Below are 24,024 nucleotides of genomic sequence, written 5' to 3'. Positions count from 1 at the left end.
ATACGGTCCACCTCGCTTCAGAGGAGGACAACTGTGGAGGGGCAGCAATGAGCAAGTCGACGAACAACGACAGCGGGCGTATCGAGAAGGTCCTCGTTTCCGTTCTCGACAACGGAAGCCGCCTGCAAGCGCCCGCAGTGGCCAAATACGTCAACCACGTCCGTAAAGCGCACCCCGACGAGTCACCTGCTCAGATCGTCGAGCGGATGGAAAAGATGTTCATTCTCGCCGTGACCGGAAGCGGCAGCGCCGTCGGTGCCACGGCCGCGGTGCCGGGCGTCGGAACAGTCGCGTCCATCGCTGCAGTCGGTGCGGAATCGGCTTTCTTCCTCGAAGCGTCGGCGCTGCTCACATTGGCAATAGCGTCTGTCCACGGAATCTCCGTGCAGGATCATCAGCAACGACGTGCCCTGGTACTGGCAGTCGCACTCGGCGAATCCGGCATGGAGATCGTCCAGAAGGCCACCGGGATCACGGCCAAGAACTGGGGAACGGCAATCACGAGCAAGATTCCCGGACCCACGATGAGGGGAATGAACAGCACCCTCGTGCGGAAATTCGTGACCAAGTACGCCGCCAAGCGCAGCGCACTGATCCTCGGCAAGCTCGTTCCCGCCGGAATCGGTGCGGTCATCGGCGGTGCGGGTAACCGTGCCATCGGCAAGGGAGTCGTCAAGAATGCGCGCGAAGCCTTCGGACCGGCACCGGCCAGGTGGACCGATCACCTGATCGTGATGCCTGCCGACGATGCCGCAGTGCTTCCCCAGACGGAGTCACGCCGGGCCATCCGCAGATAGCCGTCCGGGCCGTAGGCTCGCATCACGTATTCGCCGCCGACCTGGGAGCAGCATTGACGAACACCGCAATGGGATCCTTCTCTGCCCCCATCGAGATTCGTGGGTTGACGAAGACGTTCAAGGCGGCGCGCGCGGTCAATGACCTGAGCTTCGACGTTCAGGCGGGCTCGATCACCGGGTTTCTCGGCCCGAACGGTTCGGGCAAGACGACCACGTTGCGGATGCTCCTCGGACTGGTGTCACCGACGTCGGGATCGGCCACGATCAACGGCACTCCGATGCGTTTGCTGCCCAACCCGGCCCGGGCCGTCGGCGCAGTACTCGACGTCGGCAGTCTCCATCCGAAACGAACGGCGCTCGGACACCTCGAGATCTACGCGGCCGCTATCGGCATGCCGACTCAGCGCGCAGCGCAGGTTCTGGACATGGTCGGTCTGAGTTCGGTCGGAGCCCACAAGACCGGCACCTTCTCACTCGGGATGCGCCAACGCCTGATCCTTGCCACCGCGATGCTCGGTGATCCCGAGATCCTCGTCCTCGACGAACCCGCGAACGGACTCGACCCCGAAGGCATGGCGTGGCTACGTCAGTTCCTGCAGACCTTCGCCGGTTCCGGCCGAACGGTTCTGATCTCGAGCCACGCGCTTCGTGAAGTGGAAGCGACGGTCGACAGCGTGGTCATCGTCAGCGCCGGCTCACTCGTCTACCAAGGGACCATGGACGAACTTCGTCGCTCCCAGCGCAGTCGACTGCTCGTCTCGTGTTCCAATCCAGCGCTCCTCGCCACGGCATTGGCCGCTCGCGGAATCATCGACGCCCAGATCACGCAGGACGGACGGCTCGCCGTGGGCGGCACCGACACGTCGGTCCTCCCACCGGTGGCGTCGGCGGCCGGTGTCACGATCTTCGGTGTCGCGACCGAAGGCGCAGATCTCGAGCAACTGTTCCTCGCGATGACAACACCGCAGTACGCGGTTCCCCAGGTCGGATACCACCGCCCACCCGGTCCCGGTTCCGGACCGGGCTATTACGGCCCTGCCGCATACGGACCTTCCGGAGGACACAGATGACCACGCTCGTGCGCGCGGAGACACTCAAAGTTCTCACCTTGCGCTACTGGTGGGCACTGGCCATCGCACCGGTGGTCGTGGCCGTGCTGATTGCTGCCTCGACTCGGACGTTCGTCGAAGTTGTGGCCGATTCGGCCGACACCACTTTCGACGTCGATGTCGTGTCCACCGGCGTCAGCCTCGGTGTCTCCAACACGCTTGTCCTGGTGTTCGCGGCCGTCTTCGGAGCGCTCACCGCCGGATCCGAATTCGGCTACAAGACTCTCACTACAACGTTCCTCACAGCTCGCGGCCGCGACGGAGTTCTCGGCGCAAAGCTTGCCGTCGTCGCGGTATTCGCCGTCGGCTACGCACTGGCGGTCGAAGTAGTCAGCATCGGCGCGATGTTGCTCTTCGGCCGGGACTTCAGCTTCACCACCGATCTCTTCGCCATCTGCGCCGCAGGCATTCTGGCGTGTGCGCTGTGGGCACTACTCGGCGCCGGGGTGGCCCTGCTCACCGGTTCGTCGATGGCCGGTGCCCTCTCGGTCATCCTGTGGTTCGTCTTCGGTGAATGGATCGTCCGCGCCGTGCTGCTCGCGATGGATCTCGGTGGGATCGGGGCCGCGCTTCCGGTGTCGGCCACGATCGGCACGATCGTCAATGCGGCACCGTCGATCGACGTCGACGCGTTTGCGTCCTGGCCGAGCGGCCCGATGATGCTGGCCGCTTGGGTAGTTCTGTTCTGCGGGCTCGGTTGGCTACGGACCAGGACCCGCGACATCACCTGAAAAAGCTGTCTGGGGCCGGGTCTACCGTGGATCTCGATGAACACGATCAACACGGACAGTCCGGTAGCTGGAGAGGTGGATCGAGCTCCGGGCTGGATCCGCCGCTTGGCCCACGCATGCTGGTTGCACCGAAGAGTTGCGATCGGCGCGCTACTCGTTACGGTCATCGCCTCTGCGATCGACATCTCGTTTCCTCTCCTGACCCGCTATGCGCTCGACGCCGCAAGCCAGGAGAACCCGGGCAAGGTGATCGGGTTCGTCGCGTTGGCGATCGCGTTGCTCGCGATCGTCCGCTTCGCGTGCCAGTACGGCCGACGGATGCTTGCCGGCCGACTCTCGCTCGACGTTCAACACGACTTGCGGCTCGCCCTGCTCGGTTCGCTGCAACGCCTCGACGGACGCGGGCAGGATCAGATCCGCACAGGCCAGGTCGTCTCCCGGTCCATCACCGATCTGCAGCTCGTCCAGGGTTTGCTCGCGATGGTGCCGATGTCCGCAGGAGCGCTCCTGCAATTCGTGCTGGCGATCGGCATCATGGCGTGGCTCTCGCCGCTGTTGACTCTCGTTGCTGTCGCCGTCATCCCAGCAGTAGGGCTGGTGGTGTTCCTGATGCGACCGATGCTCTTCGCCGCAACATGGTCCGCGCAGCAGCGGGCCGCCGACCTCGCCCAACACGTCGAGGAAACCGTCACCGGCGTTCGCGTCGTCAAGGGATTCGGGCAGGAACAACGAGCCGTCGACCAGCTGGAGAAACATAGCCGCACGCTGTACTCCGAGCGCCTTCGCGCCGCGTGGTTGAACGCGAAATTCGCGCCAACCATGGCCGCCTTGCCTCAGCTCGGGCAGGTGGGAGTGATCGCTCTCGGCGGGTATCTCGCACTGCACGACAAGATCACCGTGGGAACGTTTCTCGCGTTCGCCACCTACATCGTGACGATGACCGGAGTCACCCGAACTCTGTCGTCGGTCATCGTCATGGCGCAGCTGGCGCGCGCCGCTGTAGAGCGTGTCTACGACGTCATCAACGCTCAGCCGGACATCGCCGATCCAGACCATCCGGTGGACCTGCCCGACGGTCCTCTCGGAGTCACCTTCGACGACGTGGCATTCGGATTCGACACCGAACGCGACGTCCTGACCGGGCTGAACCTCCGCATAGAACCGGGCGAGACCGTCGCCGTCGTGGGTCCGGCCGCGTCGGGCAAGACCGCGTTGTCCTTGCTTCTCCCGCGGTTCTACGCACCGACTTCGGGTGCGGTGACAGTCGATACCGCCGGCGAGACGTTCCCCATCGGCGAACTGCGCAGTGAGCAGCTTCGTGCCGCCGTCAGCCTCGTCTTCGACGAACCGTTCCTGTTCTCGGACACCATCGCCGCCAACATCGCATTGGGTCGAGAGGACGCCTCCGACGAGGACATCCGCGACGCAGCAGGACTGGCACAGGCAGATTCGTTCATCGAGGCACTCCCGGACGGATACGACACCGTTGTCGGTGAACGAGGTCTGACGCTGTCGGGCGGCCAGCGCCAGCGCATCGCACTTGCCCGGGCACTGCTCGTCGACCCACGGATCCTGGTCCTCGACGACGCGACCTCCGCCGTCGATGCGGCTACCGAAGCCGCGATCTTCGACGCGTTCCGGGCCAGACGGCGCCAGACCACGCTCATCCTCGCTCACCGGCGGTCCACCCTGACGCTCGCAGACCGGGTCGCGGTTCTCGACGGCGGGCGGATCATCGACTCCGGAACCGTGGACGAACTGGAAGCGCGATGTCCGCTCTTTCGTGCCCTGTTCTCCTCGCCGCCGGAACTACCGGCCGAACTCGACGACGTCGACTCCGATGCTTTCGGACGTGACCGCAGCGAGCCGACAACCGAGCAGTTGTGGCCGCAGGCACCGGAATCCGAAGCCGACAGCACAGCCGCTACGACGCAGGGTGCGGGCGGACCGATGGCCGGAGCGCTCAGCGGAATCGCGGTGACGCCGTCCCTGCGGGCAGCAGTCGATGCTCTCCCACCCGCACGCGAAGACCCCGGAATCGCTCCTGAGAGCCTGCGCGAATCGAATCCACAGTTCTCACTACGACAGATCTTGAGGCCGGTCCGCTGGGTTCTACTGGCGGTTGTCGTGTGCCTTGCCCTGGACTCCGCAGCGGCGATCGCATTTCCCTCCCTCGTCAGATACGCGATCGACCACGGAGTCGTGACCGCGGACAGCAGCACGCTCTGGATAGCGACGGCATTCGGCGCGCTCCTGGTCGCCGCGGACTGGGTCGTCGTCGCGGTCATGACGGTGCTCACCGCCCGGGCCGGCGAACGCGTGTTGTTCGGGCTCCGCGTGCGCAGCTATGCACATCTGCAGCGTCTGGGCCTGGACTACTACGAACGTGAATTGTCCGGGCGCATCATGACGCGCATGACCACCGACGTCGACGCGCTGTCGTCGTTCATCCAAACCGGCATGTCGACGGCGATCGTGAGCGTTCTGACCGTCGGCGGAATTTCGATCGCACTCCTGGCGACCGACGTGACGCTCGGACTGGTGGCGCTGGCCGTCATCCCACCGCTCGTGGTTGCGACCGTGATCTTCCGCAAGATCTCCTCGGTTGCCTACAGCCAGTCCCGCGAACGGATCTCGCTCGTCAATGCCGACTTCCAGGAGAACATCGCCGGTCTGCGAGCGGCTCAGGCCTACCGCCGCGAAGAAGGTGCGGCGCGTAGGTTCGCAGAACGCTCCGAAAGCTACCGCCGATCGCGGATGCGGTCGCAGCGAGCCATTTCGATCTACTTCCCGTTCATCTCGTTCCTGTCCGACCTCGCGTTGGCCGCAGTGGTGTTCGTCGGCGCGCACCAGATCGCCAACGGGTCGACGTCACCCGGCGTACTGATCGCGTTCGTGCTCTACCTCGGCCTGCTGTTCGGACCGATTCAGCAACTCTCACAAGTGTTCGATGGTTACCAACAGGCAAACGTCGGATTGCAACGAATCGGTGACCTTCTGCGTACTCGGAGTTCGATCGAAACAGCCGACAGCGAGGATCTGATCGCGATCTCCGGACGGCTCGACGGCGCCGTCCATCTCGACGGGGTCGGGTTCCGGTACTCGGGTGCGGACGTCGACGCCCTCTCCGATTTCGATCTGCAGATTCCGCCGGGCACGACGGTTGCCCTCGTCGGCAGAACTGGTGCCGGGAAGTCGACGGTGGTGAAGTTGCTCGCCCGCTTCTACGACCCGACGTCCGGATCCGTCGACGTGGACGGAACCGACATCCGGAACTTCCACCTCTCGCAGTACCGACGTCGCCTCGGCGTGGTCCCGCAAGAGGCGCATCTGTTCACCGGCACGGTCGCCGACAACATCGCGTACGGGAGGCCGTCGGCGTCGCACGCGGAGATCGAGGAAGCGGCGCGTTCCGTCGGCGCACTGAATTCGATAGCCGACATGCGTGGAGGCATGAATCATCCCGTCGGCGAGCGCGGCCAGGGGCTCTCGGCGGGCCAACGCCAACTGATCGCATTGGCCCGTGCCGAACTGGTCGACCCGGACCTTCTGCTCCTCGACGAGGCGACCGCGACGCTCGATCCCGCGACCGAACGAATGGTGCTCGAAGCAAGTCGGTCGGTCACCCGGAAACGGACTTCCGTCGTCGTAGCTCACCGCCTCGCGACAGCTGCCCGAGCGGACCTCGTTGTCGTAGTTGACCGGGGACGTATCGTTGAATACGGCCCGCACGATGTTCTGCGGTATGCCGGTGGTCACTACTCGGGACTCTGGGATGCATCGCAGGCGCGTGAGGGGAATAATCTGACGTCGAGAACTGTCATCGAAGGCAACCCCGTCGCGTGACAGTCGGCACGGATTTGTACCGCCGAGAGGTAGTGCGCGATCGCAAGATCACGGACTTCCGTGAGACAGCTCACAAATTGTGTGCCGCACAATTGCTCGTCACACGCTCGGGCTAATCTCATATATATAGGCGCTCTGATCGGGTACCGAAATAGAAACGAGGCGAACACCTGCCGTGAGCAGCAGTTCTACATCCCAATTCGGACAGAACCAGTGGCTGGTTGACGAGATGTACCAACGCTTCCAGGACGATCCGTCGTCCGTGGATCCCAGTTGGCACGAATTCTTGACCGATTACTCGCCGGACTCGGCGAACACGGGAGGTGGAAACGGGACTGCCTCGAACGGCAACGCGGCTGCACCCGCCGCTGTTGTAGCTCCGCCTGCTGCTCCCAAGGCCACGCCTCCCGCCCCCAAGACCGCACCTCCTGCGCCGCCTGCCAAGGCGGCCGCACCGGCCCCCGCGAAGACGGCAGCGCCCGCCGCGAAGGCAGCCCCCGCCAAGCCTGCAGCAGCCAAGCCTGCGGCCGCTCCCGCGAAGCCCGCTCCCGCCGGCGGAGCCGAGGAAACCAAGGTTCTCCGCGGCGCCGCAGCAGCAGTCGTCAAGAACATGTCGCTCTCGCTCGAGATTCCGACAGCAACCAGCGTGCGTGCCATCCCCGCGAAGCTGATGTTCGACAACCGCATCGTCATCAACAACCACCTCGCGCGTACCCGCGGCGGCAAGATCTCGTTCACCCACCTCCTGGGTTACGCGATCGTCCAGGCAGTCAACGCGTTCCCCAACATGAACCGGCACTTCGCCGAAATCGACGGCAAGCCGAACGCGGTCACCCCCGAGCACACCAATCTCGGACTCGCGATCGACCTTCCCGGCAAGGACGGCAACCGCTCACTGGTTGTTGCCGCCATCCGGAACACCGAGTCGATGAACTTCGTCCAGTTCCACGCGGCGTACGAGGACATCGTCCGACGCGCCCGTGAAGGCAAGCTCACCGGCGAAGACTTCACCGGCGTCACCATTTCGCTGACCAACCCGGGCGGCATCGGCACGGTTCACTCCGTTCCTCGCCTGATGAAGGGCCAGGGCGCCATCATCGGTGCCGGCGCGATGGAATACCCCGCCGAGTTCCAGGGCGCCAGCGACGAGAAGCTGGCCGAGATGGGCGTCGGCAAGTTGATGACCCTCACCTCGACCTACGATCACCGCATCATCCAGGGTGCCGAGTCGGGCGATTTCCTGCGCACGATCCACAACCTGCTGATCAGCGACGAGTTCTACGACGAGATCTTCCACGCGCTCGGCAACCCGTACGAGCCGGTGCGTTGGCGCAAGGACGTGCCGGAAGGCGCTGTCGACAAGAACACCCGTGTTCTCGAACTGATCGCTGCATACCGTGACCGCGGCCACCTCATGGCCGACACGGACCCGTTGCAGTTCGTCAAGGACAAGTTCCACAGCCACCCCGACCTCGACGTCATCAGCCACGGCCTGACGCTGTGGGATCTGGACCGCGAGTTCAAGGTCGGCGGCTTCCACGGCCAAGAGAAGATGAAGCTGCGCGACGTGTTGAGCGTGCTGCGCGACGCGTACTGCCGCCACGTCGGCGTCGAGTACACGCACATCCTCGAGACGGATCAGCGTCAGTGGATCCAGGACCGCGTCGAGGGCCATCACGCCAAGCCTTCGGTCGCTCAGCAGAAGTACATCCTGAGCAAGCTCAACGCCGCCGAGGCCTTCGAGACGTTCCTGCAGACCAAGTACGTCGGCCAGAAGCGCTTCTCGCTCGAAGGCGCCGAAGCCGTCATCCCGATGATGGACGCCGTGATCGACCAGGCCGCCGAGCACCAGCTCGACGAGGTCGTCATCGGAATGCCGCACCGTGGCCGTCTCAACGTGCTTGCCAACATCGTCGGCAAGCCGTACTCCAAGATCTTCACGGAGTTCGAGGGCAACATGAACCCGGCAGCCGCTCACGGCTCCGGCGACGTGAAGTACCACCTGGGCGCCAGCGGAACGTACATCCAGATGTTCGGTGACAACGACATCGCTGTCTCCTTGACCGCCAACCCGTCTCACCTCGAGGCCGTCGACCCGGTTCTCGAAGGCCTGGTCCGCGCAAAGCAGGACATCCTCGACAAGGGCGAAGAAGGCTTCACCGTCCTGCCGCTCATGCTGCACGGTGACGCTGCATTCGCCGGTCAGGGCGTTGTCGCCGAGACGCTGAACCTCTCGCTGCTTCGCGGCTACCGCACCGGCGGCACCGTACACATCGTCGTGAACAACCAGGTCGGCTTCACCACCGCTCCGGAACATTCACGCTCGTCCGAGTACTGCACCGACGTCGCGAAGATGATTGCCGCACCGGTCTTCCACGTCAACGGCGACGACCCCGAGGCGTGCGTCTGGGTTGCTCAGCTGGCCGTCGACTTCCGTGAGAAGTTCGGCAAGGACGTCGTCATCGACCTCATCTGCTACCGCCGCCGCGGTCACAACGAGGGCGACGATCCGTCGATGACCCAGCCGGCGATGTACGACGTCATCGACACCAAGCGCAGCGTCCGTAAGAGCTACACCGAGTCCCTCATCGGCCGCGGTGACATCTCGCTCAAGGAAGCCGAAGACGCACTTCGCGACTACCAGGGCCAGCTCGAACGGGTCTTCAACGAGGTCCGTGAACTCGAGAAGTTCCAGCCCGAACCGTCCGAGTCCGTCGAACTCGACCAGACTCCCCCGGCTCGCCTGACCACGGCTGTCGCTCCCGAGGTCCTCGAGCGCATCGGTGATGCGTTCGTCAACGTCCCCGACGGCTTCACCGTTCACCCGCGCGTCAAGCCGGTTGCCGAGAAGCGCCGCGAAATGGCCCGTGAGGGACATGTCGACTGGGCGTTCGCAGAATTGCTCGCGTTCGGCTCGTTGGCCGAGCAGGGTGCCTTGATCCGCCTCGCCGGTCAGGACTCCAAGCGTGGAACGTTCACGCAGCGTCACTCGGTCCTCATCGACCGCAAGACCGGCAACGAGTACAGCCCGATCGCCAAGATCGCTGCCGACGCCGAAAACGGCGGCAAGTTCATGGTCTACGACTCCGCACTCACCGAGTACGCAGGTCTGGGCTTCGAGTACGGATACTCGGTGGGTAACCCCGACGCTCTGGTCCTGTGGGAAGCGCAGTTCGGTGACTTCGTCAACGGCGCGCAGACCATCATCGACGAGTTCATCTCTTCGGGTGAGGCCAAGTGGGGTCAGCTCTCCGACGTCGTGCTGCTCCTGCCACACGGTCACGAGGGTCAGGGTCCGGACCACACCTCCGGTCGCATCGAGCGTTTCCTTCAGCTGTGTGCAGAAGGCTCGATGACCGTCGCGGTTCCGTCGACTCCGGCCAGCTACTTCCACCTGCTGCGTCGCCATCACCTCGACGGCATCCGCCGTCCGCTGGTGGTCTTCACGCCCAAGTCGATGCTGCGTAACAAGGCTGCAGTCAGCAACGTCGAGGACTTCACGACGGGCAAGTTCCGTTCGGTCTTCGAGGAGCCTGCATTCGAGAGCGGCGAAAGCGCCCGCGAATCGGTCAAGCGGGTTCTGCTGGTCAGCGGCAAGCTGTACTGGGAGCTTCTGGCGAAGAAGCACAAGGACGAGCGTGACGACATCGCAATCGTGCGCATGGAGCAGCTCTACCCCGTGCCGAAGCGTCGTCTCAAGGAGACCCTGGACCGTTACCCGAATGCGGATCAGTTCCGTTGGGTTCAGGAAGAGCCCGCAAACCAGGGTGCGTGGCCGTTCCTCGGACTGGCTCTGCCGGATCTTCTGCCGGAGACCTTGACCGGCATCAAGCGCATCTCGCGTCGTCCGATGTCCGCTCCCTCTTCGGGATCGAGCAAGGTGCACGCGGTGGAGCAGCAGGAGATCTTGGACGAGGCGTTCCTGCCGACCAACTGAGCAGTGGCGTTCCTGCCGACCAACTGATGTGACACAGAGTTACTCGAGGCCGGGCCCACATTCCGCAAGGAGTGTGGGCCCGGCTTTTCTGCGTTCGCGTCAATTCGATTGCAGCAGACCCAGATCCGGCCCGGCATCGAAGCCGACGGCGGCCAGCGCCAACGCGGGCAACGACTGAACCGTCAGGTCGATCAGTTCCTCGCGGGTGATGGCGGGCGCGCGGAGCCAACTGATGGTGGCTTCCTCGACAAACGCGATCCAACCTCGAACGGCCAACTCCACCTGAGGCGTTCGAGTCAGGCCGATCTTGGGGAGCTGATCGAGGGTTCTCTTGGCCATGATGTCGCGAGTCTGCTCGAACACCTCACGCATCTGCGGATCCCCGCTGGCGGTCCCCCGGAGCAGCGAGACGTAGGTATTGCGGTTCTCGGTCACGTAGTCGACGTACGACGCCAGCACCGATCGGAGGGTGAGCATCGGATCGTCCGACTCGCTCGGCTCCGTGCGCTGGAGCATCTGTTCACTGCTGTGTCGGACGATGGCGAGATGGAACTCGCTTTTCGACGCGAAGTAGTGGAACAGAAGCCCACGCGACACCCCCGCTTGATCGGCGATGTCCTCGACGGAAATCTGCTCGAGCGGCCGTTCGGCCAGCATGCGCGCCCCGAGATCGATGAGTTGCGCTCGGCGTTGCGCAGGGTCGAGCCGCGTTCGCTTTACTGCGTCCATGCCCAATAGACTACTGAATATCCGTCAATAAGCTATTGACCGTGACTCAATAAAGGCATATCGTTCCCTACATGAGTCTTCCAGTTACAGATACCTCAGCACCTGCCGCGGATACTCGCCACGTCGGCACACTGATCATCGGCAGCGGTTTCGCCGGTCTCGGTGCGGCGATCAAACTGGCACAGGCCGGCATCACCGACTATGTCGTTCTCGAGCGCGGCAACGACGTCGGTGGAACCTGGCGTGACAACAGCTACCCGGGCGCCGCGTGTGACGTGCCGTCGCATTTGTACTCGTACTCTTTTGCACTCAATCCGGAGTGGACGCGCTCCTTCTCCACCCAGCCCGAGATCTACAAGTACATCCAGTCGGTGGCCAACCGCCACAAGGTGCTCGACAAGCACATCTTCGACTGCGACGTTCTCTCAGCCCGATGGGACGAGTCGTCGGCTCAGTGGCACGTCAGCACCAACAAGGGTGAATTCGTCGCAAAGATCGTCGTCTCGGCCGTCGGTGCACTGTGTGAGCCTTCACTTCCGGACATCAAGGGCATCGACGGATTCAAGGGCGAGATTTTCCACTCCTCGCGCTGGAACCACGATGCCGATCTGACGGGCAAGCGCGTGGCCGTCATCGGAACCGGCGCCTCCGCCATCCAGATCGTGCCCGCTATCGGCAAGAAGGTCTCACACCTCGACGTGTACCAGCGCACTGCGCCGTGGATCCTGCCCCGCGCAGACCGCGAGTACACCAAGATCGAGCATCTCGCGTTCAAGTACCTCCCCGGCTTCCAGAAGTTGTGCCGCACCGGTATCTACTGGATGCGAGAGACGCAGGTCGTCGGCCTGGCCAAGGCGCCGGTCTTCATGAAGCCGCTGCAGTTCGCCGCCGAGCGTCACCTGAAGGCTCAGATCAAGGACAAGGATCTTCGTAAGAAGGTCATGCCCAACTTCCAGATCGGCTGCAAGCGCATGCTGATCTCGAACAACTACTTCCCCACCCTCGCCAAGGACAATGTCGACCTGGTGACCGAAGGCATCGAGGAGGTGACCGCCAACGGGATCGTCTCGAAGACCGGCACCACGCGTGAGATCGATGCCATCGTCGTTGCGACCGGATTCCACGTCACCGACTCCCCCACCTTCGCGGGAATCTTCGGCAAGGACGGACGCTCGCTCGCCGAGGTCTTCGAAGAGACCGGTATGCAGGGATACAAGGGCGCGGCAGTTGCCAACTTCCCCAACATGTTCTTCCTGGTCGGCCCCAACACCGGCCTCGGACATTCGTCGATGGTCTTCATGATCGAGTCGCAGATCAACTACCTGGTCGACGCGATCGCCACCATCGACAAGTACGACATCGGCACCATCGAGGTGCGCAAGGACAAGCAGGACAAGTACAACAAGGACCTGCAGGCAGCTATGTCCAAGAGCGTGTGGAACAACGGTGGTTGCGCCAGCTGGTACATGGACAAGCACGGAAACAACACCACCCTGTGGCCTGGCTTCACCTTCCAGTTCCGCAATGCCACCAAGCATTTCGACCTCGCGGCATACCGCAGCGTCGCCACCTCGGATCTCGGCGCCGTCGGCACCGCGACCACTTCACAGATCGACCTCGACGACGAGAAGGCAGTAGCACAATGAGTGATTTTGCAGGCAAGGTCGTAGTCATCACCGGAGCGGGATCGGGCATCGGTCGCGCACTCGCACTGAACCTGGCCGGCCAGGGCGCCAAGTTGGCGATCTCCGACGTGGACACCGTCGGGCTCGCCGAGACAGCCCGTCTGGTGGAGGCCATCGGCGCCGAGGTGAAGTCGGACCATCTCGACGTCACCCAGCGTGAAGCGGTTCTCGAGTACGCCGACGCGGTTGTCGCCCATTTCGGCAAGGTCAACCAGATCTACAACAACGCCGGAATCGCGTACCACGGCACCTTCGAGAAGTCCGAGTTCAAGGACTTCGAACGGGTCATGGACGTCGACTTCTGGGGAGTTGTCAACGGCACCAAGGCATTCCTTCCCCACGTCATCGCCTCCGGTGACGGGCACATCGTGAACGTGTCGAGCCTCTTCGGTCTGCTGTCGATGCCGGGTCAGAGCGCCTACAACTCGGCCAAGTTCGCCGTTCGCGGTTTCACCGAGTCGCTTCGCCAGGAAATGCTGATCGCCAAGCACCCGGTGAAGGTGACCTGTGTGCACCCGGGCGGAATCAAGACCGCCATCGCACGCAACGCCACCGCGGGCCCGGGCGAAGATCTTGCGGTCTTCTCCGAGTTCTTCGACCGCAAGCTCGCGCGCACCACACCTGAGGACGCCGCCAAGACGATCGTCAACGGTGTTCGCAAGAGCAAGCCGCGAGTTCTCATCGGGATGGACGCAATCGCACTCGACGCCTGGGTTCGCCTCGTAGGATCGGGCTACCAGCGCATCGTCGCGATCGTCGCCGGCCGAATGATGCCCAAGTCCAGCTGAGTTCGTTTCACAGCGTCGTTCGTTTCACAGCGCAGTTCGCATAAAGAGTCAGGAGCCCTGCCGGTGAGCACGTTCACCCTTCCGCTGCCCGTGGTCGCATTCTTGTTGAAGCCGTACTTCCGTCTGGCTTTCAACTCGCGGCTGCCGTATCGGATTCAACGTCTGTTGCTCGAGGCCGGGGCACCGCTACAGCAGGTTCCAGCGGGCGCCGTCGTGCGCCCGCTGGAGCTGGCTTGCCGACCGGCTGAGAAGATCACCGTCGGCGCAACCGAGCGCCCCACCGCAGTTCTCTACCTGCATGGCGGGGCGTACACGCTGGGTTCGCTGGCCACACACCGTTCTCTCGCAGCTCATCTCGCCCGTGAGTCGTCCAGTGCGGTCTTCACCTTGGACTACCGTCTCGCGCCGGAGAATCCGTATCCCGCCGCTCTCGACGACGCGGTCTCAGCCTTCATGCAGTTGGTCACCGAGTTCGACTATTCGGAAGACCGCGTTGCCATTGCCGGCGATTCGGCCGGTGGCGGTCTGGCCGCGGCGACCGCTCTGCGTCTGATCGAGCGTCACGGCGTGACCCCCGGCGCGCTCGCACTGATCTCGCCGTGGGTCGATCCCGGCGATCGGGGTGCTACCAAAAAGGCCGACCTGGTGGTCAACACAGCTTGGTCCTTCGATGCCGCCGACGCTTACCTTGCCGGCGGCGACCGTACTGATCCTGGCTACGCGCCGATGCACGGCAAGCTCGACGGGTTGCCGCCCACCAGGATTCACGTCGGTTCCGAGGAGGTCCTCTACCCGCAGATCATGACGTTCACCGACAAGCTCTCCGCTGCCGGCGTCGACGTGTCACTGGTGGAGTACGCACGACTGTGGCATGTGGCTCACGCACAGGCGTCACTGGTGAAGGAAGCAGCTGACGCCGTTGCCGACCTCGGCCAGTTCATCGCATCGAAACTGATTCGCGCCAAGGATGATTCGAGTTCAGCAGTGGGATCGAACAGTCACTGACGGGCCAACTCCGTCCATGTCACTGACGGGTGGCCCACTCCGTCCATGTCACTGACGGGTGGCCCACTCCGTCCATGTCACTGACGGGTGTCCCACCAGGTCCGTGCCACTTCCGAGGCTGACGCCTTGCCGGTCCGCACCTTCTCGATCATTGCGGCGAGATCGGTGGTGGACAGTTCACCCGCAACGACGCTGAGCGCCTTGGCAGCCGAATCTCCCAGTGCGCCCGCCCGGAAGAGCGGAACGACATTCTGCGCAACCAGAACGTGATTCGAATCAGCGAGCACTGTGACGGCATCGGATTGCGCCAGCGCTGACAGCGTCGTGGTTCCGAATACCTGTGCACCGGGTACGTCTGCCGGCGTGGCCTGATCGACGCCGGCGAAGACACACTCGGCGCCCTCGGCCAACTGTTCCACTGCCCCGTCCTCGACGAATCTCGCGGAGACGAGCGGCGTCGCCGCGGCGCACGAAGGAGCAAAGGCTTCTATCGTCTTCGCTCCCAACGACTGTGCGTATCCTGTGTCGAGCGCAAGGACCGCACGGTCTTCGGCCATCGCATAGTCTGAGACCGAAAGACCCTCCGGCAGGGAGCGACTCAAGGCTTCGAAGACGTCGTCGGCCTTGCGGGCCGGGGATGACGGGTCGTAGTGATCGAGCAGCGCACCGGTGAACTCGGGCACCAAGGTGACTCGCGCTGCGTCCAGAGCCTCGAGTGACTGGGTTCTGCCTCCACCCACCGATTCGACGCGAGCCGACAGACCGGAGGATGAGAGCACCGTCGAATACACCTCGGCCAACACCGAACTCTCCACTGATGCGTCAGCAGCCACCACGATCTGGTCACGAGACTCCGCTCCGGCGCTCTCTACCACCGAATCACCGTTTGCGCATCCGCTGAGAATTGGCAGGACCATCAGTGCTGCAACAACAGTCGAATACTTCGTGCGTGTGCTCTTCACCGAAATCCTCACATCCAATCCCATGGATCGAAAACCGTGCCATGTCGGTACCTATCGTTACACTTGTCGGGCGATGCGCGGTAACCAGTCCTGACGCAGCCACTCGGTGGCGGCGCCGTCGAAGCCACTCGGGTGGCTTCGCCACAAGGGGATGGTTTCCGACGCCCGAAACACGGGACGCCCGAAAAACCGGAAGGACGCTCATGCGCACCTCACGATTTCGTTCCAACCGTTGGCTCGTAGCCGCGGCAACCGTTGTCTCTCTGACTGCACTGACAGCGTGCGGTAGCAGTGACGGTGACTCCAACAGCGATCCCAACGCGGTTGTCGTCGGCTCCGCCAACTTCACCGAATCCGAGACGATCGCCAACATCTACGCCGAAGCACTGCGTGTCAACGGGTTCGATGTGTCCACGTCGTTCAATGTCGGCAGCCGTGAGGCGTACATTCCGGCGCTCAAGGACGGGTCGATCAGCGTCATTCCGGATTACACGGGAAATCTCCTGCAGTACTTGGATCCCGACAGCACGGCCACCAGCTCCGCTGATGTCCTCGCTGCTCTTCCCGCAGCTCTCGGGTCGGAATTGGCCATTGCGACGCCTGCATCCGCCGAGGACAAGGACGCCGTGGTCGTCACGAAGGAAACCGCTGACAAGTGGAACCTGAAGACGATCGCCGATCTGGCTCCGCATTCCGCCGAGGTCAAGTTCGGCGCTCCGGCCGAGTTCCAGGAACGTCCAGCCGGATTGCCCGGTTTGAAGTCCAATTACGGTCTCGACATCTCGGCAGCCAACTTCGTCCCGATCGCCGACGGCGGTGGACCGGCAACAGTGAAGGCTCTCTCGTCCGGCGACATCACGGCGGCAAACATCTTCACGACGTCTGCCTCGATCCCGGCAAACAACTTCGTGGTTCTCGAGGACCCGAAGAACAATTTCCCGGCTCAGAACGTGGTGCCGGTGCTGCGCGCGTCGAAGTCTTCCGACAAGTTGAAGACAGTCCTCGATGCGGTGTCCGCCAAGCTCACCACCGAAGAGTTGTTGGCACTCAACGTCCAGGTGTCCGGCGACACCAAGACGGAGCCGGCAGCGGCGGCCAAGGCGTGGGTGACGGCGCAAGGCCTCGACAAGCCGGTCTCGTAGTCACGTGATCACCTTCGAGGGCGTCACCAAGCAGTATCCGGACGGCACCACCGCCGTCGACCGTCTCGATCTCACCATCGAGGCCGAGTCGTTCACGGTGTTCGTGGGGCCGTCCGGGTGCGGCAAGACGACGTCGATGCGCATGATCAACCGGATGATCACACCGACGTCGGGCAAGATCTTCGTCGACGGTCGTGACATCGCCCAGACCGACGCGGTGAAGCTGCGTCTCGGCATCGGGTACGTCATCCAGAACGCCGGCCTGCTTCCGCACCGCACCGTGATCGACAACGTCGCAACAGTTCCGGTACTGCGCGGTGAGTCCCGCCGCGCAGCGCGCAAAGCCGCGTTGGGGGTCCTCGAACGAGTCGGTCTGGACATCTCCCTTGCCACCCGCTATCCCGGGCAACTCTCGGGTGGGCAGCAACAACGTGTGGGAGTTGCGCGTGCATTGGCTGCCGATCCGCCGATCCTGTTGATGGACGAGCCCTTCAGCGCCGTCGACCCGGTGGTGCGTGAGGATCTGCAGACCGAAATGCTCCGTCTTCAAAGCGAACTGAAGAAGACGATCGTCTTTGTCACCCACGACATCGACGAGGCAGTCAAACTCGGTGATCACATTGCCGTCTTCGGTCCCGGCGGGCGGCTTCAGCAGGTTGCGGCGCCTCGCGACGTGTTGGCCGCACCGGCAACGGATTTTGTCGCCGGATTTGTCGGACGCGATCGCGGATATCGGGGATTGTCGTTCCGCGCTGCCGACGAGGTTCCGTTACACCCCGTACGCACGGCCGTCGAGAACGAATTGAAGGCTCTGCGTCTCGAATTGGGCGAGTGGGTTCTCGTGGTCACGGACAGCGGAAGTCCACAGGGATGGATCGACGTGACGGGCGTCGAAGGCCTGCGCTCGGGACGCACTCTCGCGCAGTCGACGTCGGCCGGTGGTTCGTTGTTCTCCCCCGGCGGTGATCTACGCCAAGCACTCGATGCGGCAATCTCGTCCCCTTCCGGTATCGGCGTTGCCGTCGACGGCGAGGGAGCGGTCATCGGCGGGATCCTTGGCTCCGAAGTCGTGGCGAAATTGGCAGATCAGCGTCGACGCGAGGACGAGGAACGCAACCGAGTCGCCTTCACCGAGGGATTCGGGGCGTAGCGGCATGCGCTGGCTCATCGACAATTTCTCGACGGTCGTGGACTACTCGAAGACCCATCTGTATCTGGCGCTGCTGCCCTTGTTGATCGGTCTCCTGATTGCTGTTCCGGTCGGAACAGCGATCCGCAACGTCAGATGGCTGCGCCGAATCACGTTGACCCTGGCGAGCATTGCGTTCACGATTCCGTCGCTCGCGCTGTTCGTCACCATCCCCCAACTGTTCGGACTCAAGACCCTTGATCCGCTCAACGTCGTGATCGCACTGAGCGTCTATGCGACGGCACTGCTCATCCGGGCCGTGCCCGAAGCACTCGATTCGGTGCCGGACAACGTCATCGACGCTTCCACCGCCGTCGGGTTCACACCGCTACGACGCGCCCTGACGGTCGAGTTGCCCTTGGCACTGCCGGTGATGATCGCGAACATCAGAGTTATTGCCGTTACCAATATTTCGCTGGTTTCGGTCGGATCGCTGATCGGAATCGGCGGGCTGGGAGTTCTGTTCAAACAGGGCTACGACCGCGACTACCCGGACCAGATCGTTGCCGGCATCATCGCGATTGTCGTGCTGGCCCTGGCGCTCGATCTGATCCTGTATCTGATCGGCCGATTCCTGACCCCGTGGACCAGAACATCGACCTCGTCGAAGGTCCCCGCCGTCGTGGCTGCCGAGGGGGAACCCGTATGAGCATCTTCACCGGAGCCTGGGACTTCATCGTCGATCCCGGAAATTGGAGCGGCGACACCGGAATCGGCACCCGCATCCTCCAGCACCTCTGGTACAGCGTTCTGGCCGTGGCGCTTTCGGCTGTGATCGCGGTGCCCATCGGATTACTCATCGGCCATCTGCGTCGCGGTGAGATCGTGGTCGTCAGTCTGGTCAACGCACTGCGGTCACTGCCCACTCTCGGCCTGCTCACCTTCCTTGTTCTTCTCATGGGCCTGGGAGTGATGCCGCCGATTCTCGCCCTCGTCATCCTTGGTATTCCCCCACTACTCGCCGGCACGTACGCCGGAATTGCCAGCGTCGACCGCGGCGTCGTCGAGGCCGCGCGGGCGATGGGTATGACCGAACTCCAAGTGCTCATCCGCGTCGAGATACCCAATGCGCTGCCATTGATTCTCGGCGGACTGCGTAACGCGACACTGCAGGTGATTGCCACGGCAACGGTCGCCGCCTACGTCAACCTCGGCGGCCTCGGCCGTTACATCTTCGACGGTCTCGCGCTCTACAAGTACGACCGAGTGGTCGTCGGCGCAATCCTGGTCGCGGTTGTGGCTCTGGTCGTGGACGGCTTACTGGCGCTGGTGGTCTGGGCATCGGTTCCCGGGACCGGCAGGCTGCGCCGAACACCCGACCTCACTCGTCTGTAGATCGGTACACACGAAAAAGCCCCGATCGGAACCTTGTGTGCGGGTTCCGATCGGGGCTTTCGTAGTCCCTCTTAGCTGGTCACGCCCTCAGCATGCGCTGCGGCCGCGACGGCTTCCGCTACTGCGGGTGCCACGCGAGGGTCGAGTGGGCTGGGGACGATTTTGTCCGCCGCCAACTCGTCGCCGACCACCGACAGGATTGCCTCGGCGGCAGCGAGCTTCATACCTTCGGTGATGCGACGGGCGCCGGCGTCGAGCGCGCCCTTGAACACACCGGGGAAGGCGAGAACATTGTTGATCTGGTTCGGGAAATCACTGCGACCCGTAGCCACGATCGCCGCGTACTTCGACGCGGTTTCGGGGTGAATCTCCGGGTCCGGGTTGGAGAGCGCGAACACGATCGACTCGGGAGCCATCGAAGCGATGAGCTCCTCGGGGATCTTGCCCGCCGAGACACCGAGGAACACGTCGGCACCTTCGAGAGCCTCGATGGCACCACCGTGCAGGTCGCGGGGATTGGTGCGGGCCGCGAGTTCTGCCTTCACGTCGTTGAGGTCGCTGCGCTCGCCCGAGATGATGCCCTTCGAGTCCAGCACGATGACGTCGCTGATTCCGGCGGCGAGCAGGATGTTCGCGCAGGCAACACCCGCAGCACCGGCGCCGGAGATGACGACCTTGAGTGTGGTGATGTCGCGGCTCTGGACCTTCACGGCGCCCTTGAGGGCAGCGAGGACCACGATGGCGGTTCCGTGCTGATCGTCGTGCATGACGGGGCAGTCGAGGGCTTCGATGACGCGCTTCTCGATCTCGAAGCAACGCGGCGCCGAAATGTCCTCGAGGTTGACCGCGCCGAAGCTCGGGCGCAGACGGATGAGCGTCTCGACGATCTCGTCGGGATCCTTGGTGTCGAGAACCAGCGGAATGGAGTTCAGTCCGGCGAAGTTCTTGAACAGTGCCGACTTGCCCTCCATGACGGGCAGCGACGCGCGGGGGCCGATGTCGCCGAGTCCGAGAACCGCGGTGCCGTCGCTGACCACGACGACGAGTCGGTTGGTCCACGTGTATCGATCGGCGAGGGTTTCGTCTGCAGCGATGGCGCGGCTCACCTGAGCAACACCCGGCGTGTAGGCGATCGAGAGGGCCCGCTGCGTATCGAGCGGCGCGGTGGTCTCGACCGAGAGCTTGCCACCGACGTGAGCGGCAAAGATTTCTTCGTCGGTCAACTCGACCTTGGGTACGTTGATGGCTTCAGTCACGAGGGACACGATGACACTCCTGATTAGTCCAGCCTCAAGCGGGGCTGGGTTACTGGGAAGTAATCCTTCGGACCGCTGCGAAACCACGTTCACAACGGTCAGAGATCATTTCTTCCGCGAACGACTACTGAGAAGAAGAGCATTCGGCGTGCGCGAGAAAGTGGGCCGCAATACATCCGAAGCGTCATGGTGTGGGGCGGGTGAGCCCTGGCGTATCCATGCAATCTAGGTTTCGTGAGAAATTCTGACGAAACCTGCACTTCGGGGCCGGGCTGTGGCGCCGCCTCGAAGTAACTCCAGTTTGCCACCAGAGTCGGATCACAATCAAATCCTCCAAGCGGTCGGATTCCTCACCACACTCGAACCCCAGCCGTCATCCCCACCGTGTCATCCCCACCACTGCGTCACCAACAACAGCCCCGCCACCACGAGCACGACCACCGACCCGGCAACCGCCGCGATACCCCGCCTGCGGTCGCACCAGATCTGCGCGGCCAAAGCAACCACCGAAGCCGCAATGTGCGCGGTGATCGACGTTGTTCCCGGACCCGGGAATCCGCGGTTGCCGCCCAGATATGCCGAACCGATGATGACGAGTGTCAAGACCACGATTCCGGCCGCCACGGTGCCGCTCAGGGCGCGTAGAGCGCGAACCAGCAGCCATTGTCGTTTGTCGGCGGGATAGTCGTAATCGTCTTCGTACTGATAATCCTGATAATCCTGGTACCGGTAGTCGTCCTCGTACCTGTCGTCGTATGTCATCTCTTACGCTCCCGCGACGAATCCGCGGACTGATTCCGCAATGAGTTGAACTGCGATGGCAGCGAGCAAAAGACCGGCGATGCGTGCCAGCAGGCTGATGCCACCCTCACCCAGTATCCGGATCAGTGCCGTCGAGAAGCGCAGGACCACGAACAGCACCAGGTGGATGGACAGAATCGCCAACGCGATCGCCAGATACGACGCCGCTTCACCATCGGCCTGGGCGACAAAGACGATGACGGCCGCAATCGCACCGGGACCGGCCATCATCGGCGTTCCCAGCGGAACGAGTGCGACGTTGACGTCGTCGGCTCCCTGCGGACGGTTGGAGGCCTTTCCGGTCAGCAGTTCGAGTGCGATGAGAAGCAGGAGTAATCCGCCTGCGCCCTGCAATGCCGGAATGCCGATGTGGAGGTAGTTGAGGATCGCCTGACCGCCGATGGCAAAGACCGAGATGACCGCAAGGGAGACGGCGGGGGCCTGCCATGCCGCTCGGTTGCGATCTTCACGGCTTTTGCGGCCGACCAGTGACAAGAACACCGGGATGACTCCGGGCGGGTCCATGATCACGAACAGCGTGATGAACACGGTGAGGTAGAGCGTGGTGTCGAGCATCAGCGCCCAAGTACCTCCACGCCGGTGGCAGCCGAGACGAGTTTGTCGAACTCGGCCTCGTCCGTGAGCTCGTCGCCGAGTCCGATCGTCTTGTTCTCGCCGTGGTAGTCCGAGGATCCGGTGACTGCCAAACCCAGGTCGACGGCCAGGCGGCGCAGGACGTCACGATCGTCGCTGCGATGGTCCGGGTGATCGACTTCGAGACCCCCGAGACCCAGATCGGCCAGATCACGGATGTGGTCGAGCGCAAGCAATCCGCCGCGCGAACGGGCCCGTCCATGCGCAAGGACAGTTACTCCCCCGGCCGCTGCCACCAGTTCGACGGCGTACTCGAGCGGAGTGTCGTACTTGGGGACGTCGTATCGCCCTCGACTGGACAACAGGTCGGAGAAAGCCTCACTGATGCTCGACACCACTCCCGCTCGCATCAGGGCCGCTGCGACGTGCGGGCGTCCGACGGACGGACCGGCGTCAGCCAGGATCTGATCGGGATCGACGGGCAGACCGTCGCGCGCCATCATGGTTGTCATCACCCGGATACGTTCGACGCGTTCGGCGCGCAGTCGCTCACGTTCTTTGGCGAATTCGGGATGCGTCGGATCGAACAGGTACGCCAGAAGATGAACAGCGACCGGCCAGCCACGCTCACCTCGACCTTCGCACGACATCTCCATCCCACGAACCAGGCTGACGCCGGCCGGCAAGGCGTGCGCCGCCTCGGCCCAGCCCGAAGTCGTGTCGTGATCGGTGATGGCGACGACGTCGAGTCCGGCGTCGGCTGCGGCGCGCATGAGGGCAGCCGGGGTATCGGTGCCGTCCGATGCGTTGGAGTGGGTGTGAAGGTCTATTCGCACTGTTCCAGTGTGTCAGCAATCGGCAACTTCATCGCGCTCCGGTGGGCGAGCCGGAAGCTGACGTACGATTACGCCGCAGCGGCAGCGCAATTCGATCACGTGTCGCTGCAGTGCCGTTCCCCTGCACTACAGACCGAGAAGGAGCGAGCGTGCCAACCATGCCGTCACTGCCGAATTGGTCGAACGGCAAATCGACGCAAGCCGATGCGCCCAAGATCCCCGTTCCGGCAGCCCGCGCGATCGTCGACTGCGCGGTCTACGTTGACGGCGTGCGGTTGCCGGGCAAGTACACGCACCGCGCCGCGTTGGCCGAGGTCCGTAGTCGAGACAACGCGTTCGTCTGGGTGGGCATGCATGCACCCGACGAAGGCCAGATGCAAGATGTCGCAGCAACTTTCGGACTCCACGAGTTGATGGTCGAGGATGCCGTCCATGCACACGAGCGCCCGAAACTCGAACGCTACGACGACGTCATGTTCCTGGTGCTGCGCACGGTCGTCTACGTACCGCACGAGTCCGTCGCGACGGCGAGCGAGATCGTCGAAACCGGCGAGATCATGGTGTTCGTCGGCCCCGACTTCGTGGTGACCGTCCGTCACGGGGATCACTCCGAACTGGCAAGCGTGCGCAAGTCACTCGAGCAGAATCCCGAGCGTCTCGCCATGGGCCCGTTCGCGGTGTTGCACGCGATCACCGACCACGTCGTCGACAGCTATCTCTCCGTCATCCAACTCGTCGAGCAGGACGTCGACAGCATGGAAGAGTTGGTGTTCAACCCGCGGAACACCGTTGCCGTCGAGCATATCTACCTGCTCAAACGTGAAATCGTCGAACTACGACGCTCGGTCACTCCACTCGGATTGCCACTGCTCCAGCTGACCCAGCCCGCGGGCGGCCTCGTCCCGAAGGAGATCCGGCGATACTTCCGTGACGTAAGGGATCACCACACGATCGTGGCCGAACGTATCTCGGAATACGACGAGGTGTTGAGTTCTCTGGTCGATGCCGCACTCGCGAAGATCGCGGTGCAACAGAACACCGACATGCGCAAGATCTCGGCTTGGGTCGCTATCGCCGCCGTGCCGACGGGCGTTGCCGGTATCTACGGAATGAACTTCGAGAACATGCCGGAACTCGGTTACAAGTACGGCTATCAGTCCATCCTGTTCCTCATCGCGTCGGTGTGTGTCGGCTTGTTCTTTCTCTTCCGTCGCAACAACTGGCTGTGAACCTCGCACGCTGACTCCCTGTACTTGCCACCGTCGCAGGCGGACAATGGATA

Annotated in this window: 19 protein-coding genes; 13 read left to right on the top strand and 6 right to left on the bottom strand. The window is 63.2% G+C overall.

Annotation, left to right across the window (positions count from 1 at the left end; all coding sequences use genetic code 11):
• The first annotated feature begins 47 nt into the window (after positions 1-47).
• The 5 genes from QMA15_RS25595 (at position 48) to QMA15_RS25575 (ending at position 10,420) form a co-directional block, all read left to right on the top strand.
• Complete coding sequence (locus tag QMA15_RS25595) at positions 48-797, top strand: hypothetical protein (RefSeq protein WP_029538444.1); 750 nt, start codon at positions 48-50, stop codon at positions 795-797.
• A gap of 68 nt (positions 798-865) precedes the next feature.
• The gene (locus tag QMA15_RS25590; RefSeq protein WP_182262100.1) at positions 866-1,867 is read left to right on the top strand and encodes an ATP-binding cassette domain-containing protein; all 1,002 of its coding nucleotides are present in this window, start codon (positions 866-868) and stop codon (positions 1,865-1,867) included.
• Entirely contained in the window at positions 1,864-2,637 is a 774-nt protein-coding gene (locus tag QMA15_RS25585) for an ABC transporter permease (RefSeq protein ID WP_019749328.1), read from the top strand. Before QMA15_RS25590 ends, QMA15_RS25585 begins: the two co-directional genes overlap by 4 nt.
• A gap of 36 nt (positions 2,638-2,673) precedes the next feature.
• Positions 2,674-6,483, top strand: coding sequence for an ABC transporter ATP-binding protein (locus tag QMA15_RS25580; RefSeq protein WP_279164059.1), 3,810 nt, complete (start codon positions 2,674-2,676; stop codon positions 6,481-6,483).
• A 175-nt stretch (positions 6,484-6,658) separates the two neighbouring features.
• Positions 6,659-10,420 (top strand): multifunctional oxoglutarate decarboxylase/oxoglutarate dehydrogenase thiamine pyrophosphate-binding subunit/dihydrolipoyllysine-residue succinyltransferase subunit, encoded by a 3,762-nt coding sequence (locus QMA15_RS25575; protein WP_019749330.1) that lies wholly within the window; start codon positions 6,659-6,661, stop codon positions 10,418-10,420.
• A gap of 99 nt (positions 10,421-10,519) precedes the next feature.
• Here QMA15_RS25575 and QMA15_RS25570 read toward each other — a convergent pair whose 3' ends face one another.
• Complete coding sequence (locus tag QMA15_RS25570; RefSeq protein ID WP_007736130.1) at positions 10,520-11,149, bottom strand: TetR/AcrR family transcriptional regulator; 630 nt, start codon at positions 11,147-11,149, stop codon at positions 10,520-10,522.
• A gap of 71 nt (positions 11,150-11,220) precedes the next feature.
• On the opposite strand from QMA15_RS25570, the gene QMA15_RS25565 reads away from it, so the two are divergent.
• The 3 genes from QMA15_RS25565 (at position 11,221) to QMA15_RS25555 (ending at position 14,627) form a co-directional block, all read left to right on the top strand.
• Positions 11,221-12,795 (top strand): NAD(P)/FAD-dependent oxidoreductase, encoded by a 1,575-nt coding sequence (locus QMA15_RS25565; RefSeq protein ID WP_290287071.1) that lies wholly within the window; start codon positions 11,221-11,223, stop codon positions 12,793-12,795.
• Positions 12,792-13,622, top strand: a complete 831-nt coding sequence (locus QMA15_RS25560) for an SDR family NAD(P)-dependent oxidoreductase (RefSeq protein ID WP_019749333.1) — start codon at positions 12,792-12,794, stop codon at positions 13,620-13,622. Before QMA15_RS25565 ends, QMA15_RS25560 begins: the two co-directional genes overlap by 4 nt.
• 63 nt (positions 13,623-13,685) lie before the next feature.
• The gene (locus QMA15_RS25555; RefSeq protein WP_019749334.1) at positions 13,686-14,627 is read left to right on the top strand and encodes an alpha/beta hydrolase fold domain-containing protein; all 942 of its coding nucleotides are present in this window, start codon (positions 13,686-13,688) and stop codon (positions 14,625-14,627) included.
• Between the two features lie 77 nt (positions 14,628-14,704).
• Here QMA15_RS25555 and QMA15_RS25550 read toward each other — a convergent pair whose 3' ends face one another.
• Complete coding sequence (locus QMA15_RS25550; protein ID WP_279164060.1) at positions 14,705-15,589, bottom strand: ABC transporter substrate-binding protein; 885 nt, start codon at positions 15,587-15,589, stop codon at positions 14,705-14,707.
• A gap of 203 nt (positions 15,590-15,792) precedes the next feature.
• Between QMA15_RS25550 and QMA15_RS25545 the strand changes: the two genes are divergently transcribed.
• From QMA15_RS25545 to QMA15_RS25530, 4 genes are read left to right on the top strand one after another with little or no spacing between them, the layout of a single operon-like run.
• Entirely contained in the window at positions 15,793-16,731 is a 939-nt protein-coding gene (locus QMA15_RS25545) for an ABC transporter substrate-binding protein (protein ID WP_019749336.1), read from the top strand.
• 4 nt (positions 16,732-16,735) lie between these two features.
• Positions 16,736-17,881 carry an ATP-binding cassette domain-containing protein gene (locus QMA15_RS25540; protein ID WP_020908449.1) on the top strand — a complete coding sequence of 382 codons (1,146 nt, stop codon included), beginning with the start codon at positions 16,736-16,738 and terminating at the stop codon, positions 17,879-17,881.
• Between the two features lie 4 nt (positions 17,882-17,885).
• Positions 17,886-18,569 carry an ABC transporter permease subunit gene (locus QMA15_RS25535; protein ID WP_019749338.1) on the top strand — a complete coding sequence of 228 codons (684 nt, stop codon included), beginning with the start codon at positions 17,886-17,888 and terminating at the stop codon, positions 18,567-18,569.
• A complete protein-coding gene (locus QMA15_RS25530) occupies positions 18,566-19,255 on the top strand; it encodes an ABC transporter permease (RefSeq protein WP_279164061.1) in 690 nt (229 codons plus the stop codon). The genes QMA15_RS25535 and QMA15_RS25530 overlap by 4 nt, the downstream gene beginning before the upstream one ends.
• Positions 19,256-19,326: 71 nt before the next feature.
• Here QMA15_RS25530 and QMA15_RS25525 read toward each other — a convergent pair whose 3' ends face one another.
• From QMA15_RS25525 to QMA15_RS25510, 4 genes are all read right to left on the bottom strand, one after another.
• Complete coding sequence (locus QMA15_RS25525) at positions 19,327-20,520, bottom strand: NADP-dependent malic enzyme (protein WP_003945072.1); 1,194 nt, start codon at positions 20,518-20,520, stop codon at positions 19,327-19,329.
• Between the two features lie 378 nt (positions 20,521-20,898).
• Positions 20,899-21,273 (bottom strand): hypothetical protein, encoded by a 375-nt coding sequence (locus QMA15_RS25520; protein ID WP_020908450.1) that lies wholly within the window; start codon positions 21,271-21,273, stop codon positions 20,899-20,901.
• A 3-nt stretch (positions 21,274-21,276) separates the two neighbouring features.
• On the bottom strand, positions 21,277-21,888 hold the full coding sequence (locus QMA15_RS25515) for a MarC family protein (RefSeq protein ID WP_003945093.1): 612 nt from the start codon (positions 21,886-21,888) through the stop codon (positions 21,277-21,279).
• A complete protein-coding gene (locus tag QMA15_RS25510) occupies positions 21,888-22,742 on the bottom strand; it encodes a PHP domain-containing protein (RefSeq protein ID WP_020908451.1) in 855 nt (284 codons plus the stop codon). The genes QMA15_RS25515 and QMA15_RS25510 overlap by 1 nt, the downstream gene beginning before the upstream one ends.
• 158 nt (positions 22,743-22,900) lie before the next feature.
• Here QMA15_RS25510 and QMA15_RS25505 point away from each other — a divergent pair, with 158 nt between their 5' ends.
• Complete coding sequence (locus QMA15_RS25505) at positions 22,901-23,971, top strand: magnesium and cobalt transport protein CorA (protein ID WP_019749341.1); 1,071 nt, start codon at positions 22,901-22,903, stop codon at positions 23,969-23,971.
• Positions 23,972-24,024 lie beyond the last annotated feature (53 nt).

It is taken from the genome of Rhodococcus sp. APC 3903, assembly GCF_030407755.1.
In the GTDB taxonomy this organism is placed as follows: Bacteria; Actinomycetota; Actinomycetes; order Mycobacteriales; family Mycobacteriaceae; genus Rhodococcus_F; species Rhodococcus_F erythropolis.
Note: the sequence above shows the minus strand (reverse complement) of the source record. Positions and strands in the feature narration are given on the sequence as shown.